Annotated in this window: 12 protein-coding genes; 7 read left to right on the top strand and 5 right to left on the bottom strand. The window is 60.4% G+C overall.

The genetic code is table 11. The features are described 5' to 3' along the window. The first annotated feature begins 184 nt into the window (after positions 1 to 184). Entirely contained in the window at positions 185 to 379 is a 195-nt protein-coding gene (locus ACP7EE_RS06815; RefSeq protein ID WP_426203069.1) for a DUF6316 family protein, read from the top strand. Between the two features lie 137 nt (positions 380 to 516). On the opposite strand, the gene ACP7EE_RS06810 is transcribed toward ACP7EE_RS06815, so the two are convergent. Together ACP7EE_RS06810 and pap are read right to left on the bottom strand one after the other, a co-directional pair. Next, complete coding sequence (locus ACP7EE_RS06810; protein WP_426233995.1) at positions 517 to 1,701, bottom strand: thiolase family protein; 1,185 nt, start codon at positions 1,699 to 1,701, stop codon at positions 517 to 519. Between the two features lie 103 nt (positions 1,702 to 1,804). Next, a complete protein-coding gene (gene pap, locus ACP7EE_RS06805) occupies positions 1,805 to 3,319 on the bottom strand; it encodes a polyphosphate:AMP phosphotransferase (RefSeq protein ID WP_426203064.1) in 1,515 nt (504 codons plus the stop codon). A 349-nt stretch (positions 3,320 to 3,668) separates the two neighbouring features. On the opposite strand from pap, the gene mnmC reads away from it, so the two are divergent. From mnmC to ACP7EE_RS06780, 5 genes are all read left to right on the top strand, one after another. Further along, complete coding sequence (mnmC, locus tag ACP7EE_RS06800; protein ID WP_426233994.1) at positions 3,669 to 5,648, top strand: bifunctional tRNA (5-methylaminomethyl-2-thiouridine)(34)-methyltransferase MnmD/FAD-dependent 5-carboxymethylaminomethyl-2-thiouridine(34) oxidoreductase MnmC; 1,980 nt, start codon at positions 3,669 to 3,671, stop codon at positions 5,646 to 5,648. Between the two features lie 158 nt (positions 5,649 to 5,806). Beyond that, on the top strand, positions 5,807 to 7,579 hold the full coding sequence (locus ACP7EE_RS06795; protein ID WP_420646573.1) for an N-acetylglutaminylglutamine amidotransferase: 1,773 nt from the start codon (positions 5,807 to 5,809) through the stop codon (positions 7,577 to 7,579). Positions 7,580 to 7,582: 3 nt separating this feature from the next. Next, on the top strand, positions 7,583 to 9,331 hold the full coding sequence (gene ngg / locus ACP7EE_RS06790) for an N-acetylglutaminylglutamine synthetase (protein WP_426233993.1): 1,749 nt from the start codon (positions 7,583 to 7,585) through the stop codon (positions 9,329 to 9,331). A gap of 169 nt (positions 9,332 to 9,500) precedes the next feature. Further along, complete coding sequence (locus ACP7EE_RS06785; protein WP_426233992.1) at positions 9,501 to 10,691, top strand: osmoprotectant NAGGN system M42 family peptidase; 1,191 nt, start codon at positions 9,501 to 9,503, stop codon at positions 10,689 to 10,691. A 59-nt stretch (positions 10,692 to 10,750) separates the two neighbouring features. Continuing rightward, complete coding sequence (locus ACP7EE_RS06780; RefSeq protein WP_205892131.1) at positions 10,751 to 10,978, top strand: YheU family protein; 228 nt, start codon at positions 10,751 to 10,753, stop codon at positions 10,976 to 10,978. 5 nt (positions 10,979 to 10,983) lie between these two features. Here ACP7EE_RS06780 and csrA read toward each other — a convergent pair whose 3' ends face one another. The 3 genes from csrA to ACP7EE_RS06765 form a co-directional block, all read right to left on the bottom strand. Beyond that, complete coding sequence (gene csrA / locus ACP7EE_RS06775; protein ID WP_426203052.1) at positions 10,984 to 11,172, bottom strand: carbon storage regulator CsrA; 189 nt, start codon at positions 11,170 to 11,172, stop codon at positions 10,984 to 10,986. 149 nt (positions 11,173 to 11,321) lie between these two features. Then, positions 11,322 to 11,654 (bottom strand): YnfA family protein, encoded by a 333-nt coding sequence (locus ACP7EE_RS06770; RefSeq protein ID WP_420646568.1) that lies wholly within the window; start codon positions 11,652 to 11,654, stop codon positions 11,322 to 11,324. A gap of 63 nt (positions 11,655 to 11,717) precedes the next feature. Next, positions 11,718 to 12,533, bottom strand: a complete 816-nt coding sequence (locus tag ACP7EE_RS06765; RefSeq protein WP_426233991.1) for an SDR family oxidoreductase — start codon at positions 12,531 to 12,533, stop codon at positions 11,718 to 11,720. A gap of 268 nt (positions 12,534 to 12,801) precedes the next feature. On the opposite strand from ACP7EE_RS06765, the gene ACP7EE_RS06760 reads away from it, so the two are divergent. Further along, the gene (locus ACP7EE_RS06760; protein ID WP_191626519.1) at positions 12,802 to 12,960 is read left to right on the top strand and encodes a DUF3309 family protein; all 159 of its coding nucleotides are present in this window, start codon (positions 12,802 to 12,804) and stop codon (positions 12,958 to 12,960) included. Positions 12,961 to 12,987: the final 27 nt, after the last annotated feature.

Below are 12,987 nucleotides of genomic sequence, written 5' to 3'. Positions count from 1 at the left end.
AGAGCGGCCATTCTAGGCGCAGCGGCACAGGCGACACAGAGACAGTTGCGCTCCAGCCGCAAACGCAACTGTGCAGGTCGCAGCGCAAATTTGACGGATCGCCGTTGATCGGCTGACCGGGCGTGGTAAGTGGTTCAGGCATAAGCTCGATGGATTCATTGCAACCAGACCAAGGAGACCCATCATGTTCGGCATGCGCGCCCAGGATCCTGCCCCAGCCACGCGTTTTCGCAGCGATCGCCTGTGCCGGGTGAATGGTGAACTGTTTTTCAGTACGCGGGAGAATACGCTTGAGGGGCCGTTTGACAGTCCCGAAAAAGCCGAGCAAGAGATCCGCGCCTATGTCGCGCGGATGCAACTGCTGGATTCCAACAGGTAAGTTGTGGTGATCCAATTGCTGGCAAGCCAGCTCCCACAGTGTTCGCTGGTGTACACAATATCGGTGTCTACCCCGAAAACCTGTGGGAGCTGGCTTGCCAGCGATGACTATCCAACTGACAAAAAATATCTCAGAGCTTAACGAACCGCCTCAAACAACCCCGTCGCCCCCATCCCGCCCCCCACGCACATGGTCACAATCCCATAACGCAAATTGCGCCGCTGCAACTCGCGCACCAGATGTCCGACCTGCCGCGATCCGGTCATGCCGAATGGGTGACCAATTGAAATCGAGCCGCCATTGACGTTGTACTTCTCGTTGTCGATCTCCAGCCGATCACGGCTGTACAGGCACTGCGAAGCGAACGCTTCGTTCAGTTCCCACAAGTCGATATCCGCCACTTGCAAACCTTTGGCCTTGAGCAGTTTCGGCACCGAGAACACCGGACCGATGCCCATTTCATCCGGCGCGCAACCGGCCACGGTGAAACCACGGAAAAACGCTTTCGGCTTGAGTCCCAATTGCAGGGCTTTTTCCAGGCTCATCACCAACGTCATCGACGCACCGTCGGACAGTTGCGATGAATTACCAGCGGTCACCGAACCGTCCTCGGCGAATACCGGTTTCAGTCCGGCAAGGCTTTCGTAAGTAGTGTCAGGCCGGTTGCAGTCGTCGCGATCAACGATGCCGTCGAGAATCTGCACGACGCCAGTGTTCTTGTCCTCGACCCGGTATTTCACCGCCATCGGCACGATTTCATCGTTGAACAAACCCGCCGCCTGCGCCTGTGCGGTGCGAATCTGACTTTGCAGCGCATAACGATCCTGCGCCTCACGGCTGACGTCATAGCGACGTGCGACGATTTCGGCAGTCTGGCCCATGGTGTAATAGATGCCCGGCGCCTGCTGCTTGAGCAGCGGGTTGATCAGGTGATCGGTGTTTACGCTCTTCATGGTCAGGCTGATCGACTCGACGCCACCCGCGACAATGATCTCGCTGCAGCCCGAGGCAATCTGGTTGGCGGCAATCGCAATCGCCTGCAAGCCCGACGAACAGAAACGGTTGAGGGTCATGCCCGCCGTGCCAGTGCCCAATTGCGAGAGCACCGCCACATTGCGGCCGATGTTGTAGCCCTGCGCGCCCTCGTTGGAACCGGCGCCGACGATGCAATCCTCGACGCTGGCCGGGTCGATGTCATTGCGCGAGAGCAGCGCGTTGACGCAATGCGCGGCCATGTCATCGGGGCGGGTCTGGTTGAACTTGCCGCGAAAGGATTTGGCCAGGCCGGTCCGTACGCTGTCTACGATCACCACTTCACGCATGGCATACCTCATTGTTGTTGTCGGTTGAGAGTGGACCGAGCATAAGTCCACCCGATTCCCGACCGCGACAATCATTCACCTCGCGTATGCGTGTTCATCGTTTTCAGTCTTTGTGTTTTTTGGCCTTCTTGTCGGATTTCTCGAATGCCTCTTCCAGCGCCTGGTTGATGGTGCGCAAGACTTTGACCCGCGCCCAGCGCTTGTCATTGGCCTCGACCAGCGTCCACGGCGAAATTTCGGTGCTGGTGCGGTCGACCATGTCGCCGACTGCCGAGCGATACGCGTCCCACTTGTCGCGGTTGCGCCAGTCGTCTTCGGTGATCTTGAAGCGCTTGAACGGGATTTCCTCGCGCTCCTGGAAACGCTCCATTTGCGTGTCCTTGTCGATCGCCAGCCAGAACTTGACCACGATCACCCCGGCATCGGCGATCTGCTCTTCGAAGTCGTTGATTTCACCGTAGGCACGCATCCAGTCGGCGGTGCTGCAAAAGCCTTCGACGCGCTCGACCAGCACCCGGCCGTACCACGAGCGGTCGAACACGGTGAACTTGCCGCGTGCCGGAATGTGTCGCCAGAAACGCCACAGATAGGGCTGCGCACGTTCTTCTTCAGTCGGCGCGGCAATCGGCACGATGTTGTACTGACGCGGATCGAGCGCCGCCGCCACCCGGCGAATCGCCCCGCCCTTGCCCGCCGCATCATTGCCCTCGAACACCGCAATCAAAGCGTGGCGACGCATGCGTTTGTCGCGCATCAGACCCGACAGCCGCGCCTGCTCGGTGATCAGTTGTTCTTCGTAGTCTTTCTTGTCCAGATGCTGGGTCAGTTTGAGGCTGTCGAGCAGGTTCAACTGATCGACAGCGATACCCAGCGGCTGCGCGCTGACATCTTTTGGACGGACATCCGGACGCTTCAGCGCCGCTTGCAGCCCTTCGAGCAAAATCTTCCCGACTGCGAGGCTGCGGTAATGCGCGTCCATGCCTTCAATCACATGCCACGGCGCGTAATCACGACTGGTGCGGCGCAACACGCGCTCGCCGAATTTGACGAACTTGTCGTAAGTTGCCGATTGCTGCCAGTCCAGCGGGCTGATGCGCCAGCTGTGCAGCGGGTCGTCGGCGAGTGCCTTGAGGCGTGCCTTCATCTGCTTCTTGGACAGGTGGAACCAGAATTTGAAGATCAGCGCGCCTTCGTCGCAGAGCATCTTTTCCAGGCGCTCGGCACCCGCGATGGCCTGATCGAGTCTCGGGTCCTTGAACATCCCGTGCACTCGCGCCTGCAGCATCTGGCTGTACCAGTTGCCGAAGAAAATCCCCATGCGCCCCTTGGCCGGGAGCATCCGCCAGTAGCGCCAGGCCGGTGGTCGCGCCAGTTCTTCATCGGTCTGCTGGTCGAAGGTGCGCACTTCGATCAGACGCGGGTCCATCCACTCGTTGAGCAGTTTGACCGTCTCGCCCTTGCCGGCGCCTTCGATGCCGTTGATCAAAATGATCACCGGAAAACGCTTTTGCTGCTGCAACTCGAACTGCGCTTCGAGCAGCGCTTCACGCAGCGCAGGGACTGCGGCCTCGTAAGTTTCTTTGTCGATGGCGTGACCGATTTCAGCGGATTCGAACATGGGCGACTCCTTTTCAGAATGCAGCAAGACTAGCGGATTGGGCACCGATGCAGGGCGGAAATTACCCGGAGGGGCTTTGTGAATATAAAACCTGTGGCGAGGGGATTTATCCCCGTTCGGCTGCGCAGCAGTCGTAATCCGTCAAACGAGGTTTATCTGAGGAAACAGTGTTGAATGGTTTCGGGGCTGCTTCGCAACCCAACGGGGATAAATCCCCTCACCACAGGGGTATCTGCCGTGGCATCAAATCGGTGATTGTGCTTGAACTGGTGAACCCGCCGCTTGCCATGGATCAAGCGCCGCCCGCCTGATCGGCTAGAATGGCGCCCTTGCCGTTGCCGAGCCTGCCATGAAACCTGTATTGCCCCACGCCCAACTCGACTGGGATGACCAGGGACTCCCGCGTTCGCGGGTGTTCGATGATGTGTATTTTTCCGACCTGTCGGGGCTGGATGAAACCCGTTATGTGTTCCTCGAACAGAACCGCTTGGCCGAGCGCTTCGCTGAACTGGGGCCGAACGGGCGGCTGGTGATTGGCGAAACCGGGTTTGGCACCGGGCTGAATTTTCTCTGCGCGTGGCAACTGTTCGAACAGCACGCGGTAGCCGGTGCGCGGCTGCATTTTGTCAGCGTGGAAAAGTACCCACTGAGTCCTGCGGATCTGCAACGCGCATTGGCACTGTGGCCAGAACTCAAGCCGATGGCCGATCAGTTGCTGACGCAGTATGTGGCGATCCATCAAGGCTTTCAGCGGCTGGTACTGGCGGGCGGGCGCGTGACTTTAACGCTACTGATCGGCGATGCGCTGGAGCAACTGCCGCAACTCGACGCGCAGATCGACGCATGGTTTCTCGACGGTTTCGCCCCGGCGAAAAACCCCGACATGTGGACGGCTGAACTGTTCGCCGAACTGGCGCGACTGGCAGCGCCTGGCTCGACCATCAGCACCTTCACCAGCACCGGTTGGGTGCGGCGCTTGCTCAACGCTGCCGGTTTCAAGATGAAGCGCACACCGGGCATTGGCCATAAATGGGAAATCCTGCGTGGCGCGTTTCTTGGCTGGCCAGAAGATGCAGCGCCACCGCTCGCGGCCAAACCATGGTTCGCCCGCCCTGCGCCTCTAAGCGGTGAACGCCGCGCGCTGGTGATCGGCGCTGGTCTGGCGGGTTGCGCCAGCGCTGCCAGTCTCGCCGCACGCGGTTGGCAGGTCAGCCTGCTGGAGCGTCACGATGCGGTGGCGCAGGAGGCCTCGGGCAATCCGCAAGGCGTGCTCTATCTGAAATTGTCCGCGCATGGCACGGCGCTTTCGCAAATGATTGTCAGCGGTTTCGGTTACACCCGCCGCCTGCTCGAAAGTCTGCAACGCGGCACCGACTGGGACGATTGCGGGGTGCTGCAACTGGCGTTCAATGCCAAGGAAGCCGAGCGTCATGCGCAAATCGCGGCGGCGTTCCCCGCGGATCTGGTGCACTGGCTCGACCAACCTGCGGCGCAAGCCCGCGCCGGTGTCGCGCTGGCCCACGGTGGTCTGTTCTACCCGGAAGGTGGCTGGGTGCATCCGCCGGCGTTGTGTCAGGCACAAGCCGCGCGACCGGGGATTGAATTGCTCAGCCATCAAGAAGCCGTGGAACTGCGCAAAGTCGGCGATCAGTGGCAGGCGTTCGATGGCGAACGGTTGATAGCCGAAGCACCCGTGGTGATTTTGGCTGGCGCTGCCGAGATCAAGCGCTTTGCGCAAAGCGCTGACTTGCCACTCAAGCGCATTCGCGGACAAATCACCCGTCTCGCGCAGACCGACCAGAGTCAGGCTCTGACTACCGTGGTGTGCGCCGAAGGCTACGTCGCCCCGGCGCGTCTGGGTGAACACACGCTTGGCGCGAGTTTCGATTTCAACAGCGATGACCTGACCCCGACCACTGCCGAGCACCAGGGCAATCTGGCAATGCTTGAAGAAATTTCCTCGGACCTGGTCAGCCGTCTACACATCAGCGAACTCGACGCCGACAGCCTTCAGGGCCGCGCCGCATTTCGTTGCACCAGTCCGGATTATCTGCCGATCGTCGGCCCGCTCGCCGATCGTGAAGCCTTCGCCGAAGCGTACGCCGCGCTGGGCAAAGACGCCCGCCAAGTGCCAGACATCGCCTGCCCGTGGCTCGGCGGTTTGTACGTCAACAGCGGCCACGGTTCGCGCGGTTTGATCACCGCGCCGCTGTCCGGCGAATTGCTCGCAGCGTGGCTGGACAACGAGCCGCTGCCACTGCCGCGCGCCGTCGCCGAGGCCTGTCATCCCAACCGTTTCGCCTTGCGCCAGCTTATTCGAGGCAAATAAATCCAGCGCGGCGGATGGCCCTTCCGCCCGTCAGCCACTGCGGCTTATAACTTATCGTTCTAAAACTCCCACATCCGCACCGGGTCAGTTTCTGAGTGCGCGCCCTTCTGGCGCAGAAACGATTGACCCTCCCCAACGGAAAAACCGGTAAGGAATTTATGTGCGGATTAGCTGGCGAGTTACGTTTTGATCATCAACCTGCAGACCTTGCAGCAGTAGAACGAATCACCCATCACCTGGCGCCTCGCGGGCCTGACGCGTGGGGCTTCCATGCTCAAGGGCCGATTGCCCTGGGCCATCGGCGGCTGAAAATCATGGACCTGTCGGACGGCTCGGCGCAGCCGATGATCGACAGTCAATTGGGCTTGTCCCTGGCCTTCAACGGCGCGATCTACAACTTCCCTGAACTGCGCGCCGAACTCGAAGCGCTCGGTTACGCGTTCTATTCCGGTGGCGACACCGAAGTGCTGCTCAAGGGCTACCACGCCTGGGGCGAAGCACTGCTGCCCAAGCTCAACGGCATGTTTGCTTTCGCGATCTGGGAGCGTGATGCGCAGCGGCTGTTCATCGCCCGCGACCGCCTCGGCGTGAAGCCGTTGTACCTGTCGCGCACCGGCCAGCGCCTGCGCTTTGCCTCGGCTTTGCCGGCGCTGCTCAAGGGTGGCGACATCAACCCGATCCTCGATCCGGTGGCGCTCAACCATTACCTGAATTTTCACGCTGTGGTGCCTGCGCCGCGCACCCTGCTGGCCGGTATCGAGAAACTGCCGCCAGCCACCTGGATGCGCGTAGAAGCGGATGGCCGCACCGAGCAGAAAACCTGGTGGACCCTGCCGTACGGCCCGCATGACGACGAGAAAAACCTGACGCTGGAAGACTGGCGCGACCGCGTGCTCGACAGCACTCGTGAAGCGGTAGCAATCCGTCAACGTGCGGCAGTGGACGTCGGCGTGCTGCTCTCGGGCGGTGTCGATTCGAGCATGCTCGTCGGTTTGTTGCGCGAAGTCGGCGTAGAAAATCTGTCGACCTTCTCCATCGGTTTTCAGGATGCCGGCGGCGAGCGCGGTGACGAGTTCCAGTACTCGGATCTGATCGCCAAGCACTACGGCACTCAGCATCATCAACTGCGTATCGACGAAAAAGAAATCATCGAGCAACTTCCCGCCGCGTTCCGCGCGATGAGCGAGCCGATGGTCAGCCACGACTGCATCGCCTTCTATCTGCTGTCGCGCGAAGTGGCCAAGCACTGCAAAGTTGTGCAGAGCGGCCAGGGCGCCGACGAGTTGTTCGCCGGTTATCACTGGTACCCGCAGGTCGACGGCGCGGCCGATCCATATGCGGCTTATCGCGATGCGTTTTTTGATCGCAGCTACGACGACTACGCAGCCACTGTGCAACCGAAATGGCTGACCGCGAATGACGCTGCCGGCGACTTCGTGAAGGAACATTTCGCCCAACCCGGCGCCAGCGCAGCGGTCGACAAAGCCCTGCGTCTGGACAGCACGGTGATGCTGGTCGATGACCCGGTAAAACGCGTCGACAACATGACCATGGCCTGGGGCCTGGAAGCGCGCACGCCGTTTCTCGACTATCGCCTGGTCGAGCTTTCGGCACGCATTCCCGGCCAGTTCAAACTGCCCGATGGCGGCAAGCAAGTGTTGAAAGAAGCCGCGCGGCTGGTGATTCCAAGCGAAGTGATCGACCGCAAGAAAGGTTATTTCCCGGTGCCGGGTCTCAAGCATTTGCAGGGCGACACGTTGAATTGGGTACGCGACCTGCTGCTCGATCCGAGTCAGGATCGCGGCCTGTTCAACCCGACCATGCTCGACAAACTGCTGACCGATCCACAAGGTCAACTGACCCCGTTGCGCGGCTCCAAGTTGTGGCAACTGGCGGCGTTGAACCTGTGGCTCAGCGAACAAGGAATCTGATCGATGAAACCTCACGCCACGGCGATCAACCAACGCCTGCTGCGCGGTCAGACACCGTCCTACGAACGCTTGCAGGCGCGTCTGGCCGAAGACGGCAGCGCGCTGAGTGCCGAGCCGATTGCCGTCCACTGCGGCTGGGGCCGGTTGCTGATCGGGCATACCTTTCCCGACCCGGCGAGTCTGGCTCAGGAGCTGCTCAACGAGCAGCAAGGCGAGCGTGATATCGCGCTGTACGTCGCCGCGCCGCAACAGATTCTCGGCCTCGAACCGACGCAATTATTCCTCGATCCGTCGGACACCCTGCGCCTGTGGTTCAGCGATTATCGTCAGGCCACCCGGGTATTTCGTGGTTTCCGCATCCGTCGTGCGCAAAGCGAAGCCGACTGGCAAGCGATCAATCAGCTGTATCAGGCGCGCGGCATGTTGCCGATCGACCCTGCCCTCCTGACGCCTCGGCATCAGGGCGGGCCGGTGTACTGGCTCGCAGAGGATGAAGACAGCGGCGCGGTGATTGGCAGCGTCATGGGCCTGAATCATGACAAGGCGTTCAACGACCCGGAACGCGGCAGCAGTCTGTGGTGCCTGGCAGTTGATCCTGTGTGCTCGCGGCCGGGTGTCGGCGAAGTGTTGGTCCGCCATTTGATTGAGCACTTCATGAGCCGTGGTCTGAGCTATCTCGACCTGTCGGTTTTGCACGACAACAAACAGGCTAAAAACCTCTACAACAAGCTCGGCTTTCGCACGCTCTCGACGTTCGCCGTCAAGCGCAAGAACGGCATCAACCAGACGCTGTTTCTCGGGCCGGGGCCGGAAGCCAACTTCAATCCGTATGCGCGGATCATCGTTGAAGAGGCGCATCGGCGCGGTATCGATGTGCAGGTGGACGACGCCGATGCCGGGCTGTTCACGCTGAGCCACGGTGGACGCCGCGTGCGTTGCCGCGAATCGCTGAGCGACCTGACCAGCGCGATCAGCATGAGCTTGTGTCAGGACAAGAGCCTGACGCACAAGGTACTGAAGGCTGCCGGACTGCAACTGCCGTCGCAGCAATTGGCGGGCAATGCCGACGACAATCTGGCGTTTCTCGATGAGCACCAACGAGTGGTGGTCAAGCCACTCGACGGTGAACAGGGCCAGGGCGTGGCGGTCGATTTGCGAAGCATCGAAGACGTACAGCAGGCCATCGAAGCGGCCAGGCAGTTCGACAGCCGCGTGCTGCTGGAAAGCTTCCACGAAGGCCTCGATCTGCGGATTCTGGTGATTGGCTTTGAGGTAGTCGCTGCCGCCATTCGGCGTCCGGCGGAAGTGGTCGGCGACGGTCAGCATTCGATCGGTGCGCTGATCGAAGCGCAGAGCCGGCGTCGGCAAGCGGCCACCGGCGGCGAGAGCAAGATTCCGCTGGATCATGAAACCCAGCGCACCCTGCACGCAGCGGGTTACGACTACAGCAGCATCCTGCCGGCCGGCGAGCATCTGTTCGTGCGGCGCACGGCGAATCTGCACACTGGCGGCACCCTGGAAGATGTCACGGCGATTCTGCATCCGACGCTGATCGACGCCGCAGTACGCGCGGCACGAGCGCTGGATATTCCAATGGTCGGCCTCGATTTGCTGGTGCCAGCGGCGGATCAGCCGGAGTACGTGTTCATCGAAGCCAACGAACGCGCCGGACTGGCCAACCATGAACCGCAGCCGACGGCTGAGCGCTTTGTGGATTTATTGTTTCCGCACAGTCAACCGGCAGTCTCGTAATCATGTAGTGCTCGTTATGGCCTCATCGCGGGCAAGCCTGCTCCCACAGGATTTGTGGCCGCCGCCGAACCTGTGGGAGCTGGCTTGCCAGCGATGAGGCCCTGACAGCCGCGACAAATCCTCCCGCCTCATCGAAACCATCGATGTGCCCAACCCATCAGGAGTTTCCATGACCACCCAAATTCCCGAACCGGATCTCGTCTACCTGCAAAAAGTCCTGCTGGAAATGCTCGCCATTCCCAGCCCTACCGGCTTCACCGACACCATCGTGCGTTACGTCGCCGAGCGGCTTGAAGAACTCGGCATTCCGTTCGAAATGACTCGACGCGGGACCATTCGCGCCACGCTCAAGGGCCGCAAGAACAGCCCTGACCGCGCGGTGTCGGCGCACCTCGATACCATTGGCGCCGCGGTGCGGGCGATCAAGGACAATGGTCGCCTGACCCTCGCCCCGGTTGGCTGCTGGTCGAGCCGTTTCGCCGAGGGTAGCCGCGTCAGTCTGTTTACCGACAACGGTGTGATTCGCGGCAGCGTGTTGCCATTGATGGCATCCGGGCATGCGTTCAACACAGCTGTCGATGAAATGCCGATCAGTTGGGATCACGTCGAACTGCGCCTGGATGCCTATTGCGCGACCAAGGCCGATTGCGAGTCGATGGGCATCAACGTCGGCGACGTGGTGGCATTCGATCCACTGCCGGAGTTCACCGAAAGCGGCCACATCAGCGCCCGCCATCTGGATGACAAGGCCGGGGTTGCAGCACTGCTGGCGGCGTTGAAAGCGATTGTCGACAGTGGTCAGGAATTGATGATCGATTGCCATCCGCTGTTCACCATCACCGAAGAAACCGGCAGCGGCGCGGCGGCGGCATTGCCGTGGGATGTCAGCGAATTCGTCGGCATCGACATCGCACCGGTCGCACCGGGTCAACACTCCAGCGAACACGCAGTGAGTGTGGCGATGCAGGATTCGGGCGGGCCGTACGACTATCACCTGTCGCGGCACTTGCTGCGCCTGGCCGGTGAACATGAACTGCCGGTGCGGCGTGACCTGTTCCGCTACTACTTCAGCGATGCGCACTCGGCAGTCACCGCCGGCCACGACATTCGCACCGCCCTGCTCGCCTTCGGCTGCGACGCGACTCACGGCTATGAGCGCACGCACATCGACAGTCTCGCGGCGCTGAGTCGCCTGTTGGGCGCGTACATCCTCAGCCCGCCGGTATTCGCCAGCGACGCACAGCCGGCGAATGCTTCACTGGATCGCTTCAGTCATCAGATCGAACATGACACGCAGATGGAGAGCGAGACCCGCGTGCCGCCGGTGGACAGTCTGGTCGGGCAGCGGTCAGACAGTTGAGTCTGGCCCTCGGCGTTCATTCGCCGTAGCATCGCGACATTGATTTGACCGAGGTGCCCATGCTCATTCCCCACGACCAACTTGAAGTCGACACCCTGACCCGTCTGATCGAGGATTTCGTCACCCGCGACGGTACCGACAACGGTGACGACACCCCGCTGGAAACCCGCGTGCTGCGGGTTCGCCAGGCGCTGAGCAAAGGCCAGGCACTGATCGTGTTCGACCCCGAAAGCGAGCAGTGCCAGTTGATGCTCAAGCACGACGTGCCCAAGCATCTGTTCGACTGAAACTGTCAGCTGCTTTTGGCGCTGGCGGCGTTTTTGCGCTGGATGCGTTCATAGACTTCGGCGCGGTGCACGTTGACATGCTGCGGCGCTTCGACCCCGAAGCGCACGCTGGAGCCGTTGACCGCGAGCACGCGCAGAGTGATGTTGTCGCCGATGGAAATCAGTTCGCCTACAACCCGACTGAGTACAAGCATGGGGATCGTCCTTCAAGGTTTGCCAGCCTTGAAGATGCGCGGCTTGCGGCCGCTCTACAATGCGCTGCGGGCAAATCAGTCATGCCCTACACAGGCTCGCGCGATAGCCTTCAGACGTTTCCTGCAAGCCCGGTAAATTTTCCCGCGAGTCAGCTGGCGGAAAACTTCGGCCCGAACAGAATCACACTGGCGCCGATCACGCACAACGCCACGCCGATCCAGTCCGAACCCAGCGGACGAATGCGCTCGACCACCGCCAGCCAGCCAATCGAAGCAATGATGTAGATGCCACCGTAGGCGGCATAGGCACGCCCGGCGTAGGTCGCTTCAACCCGGGTCAACAGCAGCGCAAACAACGTCAGGCTGAGTAGTGCCGGGATCACCCACAAGGCACTTTTGCCCTGACGCAACCACATCCAGAACGCGAAGCAACCGGCGATTTCAAACAGCGCGGCGAGGAAAAACCATAAGTAATTAAGCATGTACACGTCTCGTCAGGGTGACCGTTGCGGCCATCCTGACGATGCAACTACAGCAGAGCAAGTTCAGCTGGGGCTGTGCTTGGCCTTGGCGCGCATTTTCTCGGCCATGGAAATCATTTCGTTGTAGAGCAGTTGTGGATTTTTCTGTTTGATCGCCCAGGCCATGCGTCCTTGTTCGTGGGGCAGAATCATGAACTCGCCAGCGGCTACTTGCTGGTAGATGTAGTCGGCAATGTCCGCAGCGGAAATCGGCGAGCTTTCCAGCAACTTGCCGACCTGAGCTTTCATCGCCGGGGTCGGGCCGCGGAACGAGTCGAGCAAGTTGGTCTGGAAGAACGACGGGCAGACCACATGTACCGCGACTTCCTGCTGCGCCAGTTCGATCAACAGGCTCTCGGACAATGCAACTACGCCGGCCTTGGCCACGTTGTAGTTACTCATCGCCGGCCCCTGCATCAGCGCGGCCATCGAGGCGATGTTGATGATCTTGCCCTTGCTTTGCTCGAGCAGCGGCAGGAACGCCTTGCAGCCCTTGACCACGCCCATCAGGTTGATCGCGATCTGCCAGTCCCAGTCCTCCAGCGACAACTCGCCGAAGAAACCGCCCGAGGCCACACCGGCGTTATTGACGATGATGTCGATGCCGCCGAGTTTCTCTTCACACGATTGAGCGAACGCGGTGAGCTGGCTGTAATCGCGCACATCGCAGCGCTGAGTGAAGCCGTCACCACCGGCCTCGCGCACCAGTTTCAGGGTTTCCTGCAAACCGGCTTCGCTGACATCGGACAAGGCCAGCCGCCAGCCTTCACGCGCCCAGCGCAGCGCGATTTCGCGACCCAGGCCTGAGCCTGCACCAGTGATCATCATGCGATTTTGCATAGCGGACAGCCTTGTTGTTCTGGAGAAGTTGCCCGCAGTGTAGCGAAGGACATGCGCTGGACCACGCTTCATCAAGTTGCTGAATGGTGCGGAAAAACCGGGGCGCTCTTTTTCGCCGAAACGAAATAAGCCTGCGTTCCAAATACATTAAAAAAACATTGAATTTTCTTTCACTGGCACCGGTCGGAATTTGTAAGCCCGCTGGATCTAGTTCACATCCAGCTGCCTCTAGAACATCAAGACTTCTCGAACGCTATAAACAAGGAAAATCGCCATGGGCACAATTCTAATCATCATCCTGATCCTGTTGCTGATCGGTGGTCTGCCGGTCTTCCCGCACTCCAGAAGTTGGGGTTATGGTCCGTCGGGCATCATCGGCGTGGTATTGGTAGTACTGTTGGTGCTGCTGTTACTCGGTCGGATATAACGATCTGACAGGCAAAAAAAGAGGCCC

The organism is Pseudomonas sp. TWP3-2, from assembly GCF_049897765.1.
Classification (GTDB): domain Bacteria; phylum Pseudomonadota; class Gammaproteobacteria; order Pseudomonadales; family Pseudomonadaceae; genus Aquipseudomonas.
This window is presented reverse-complemented; position numbering and strand designations above follow the sequence as displayed.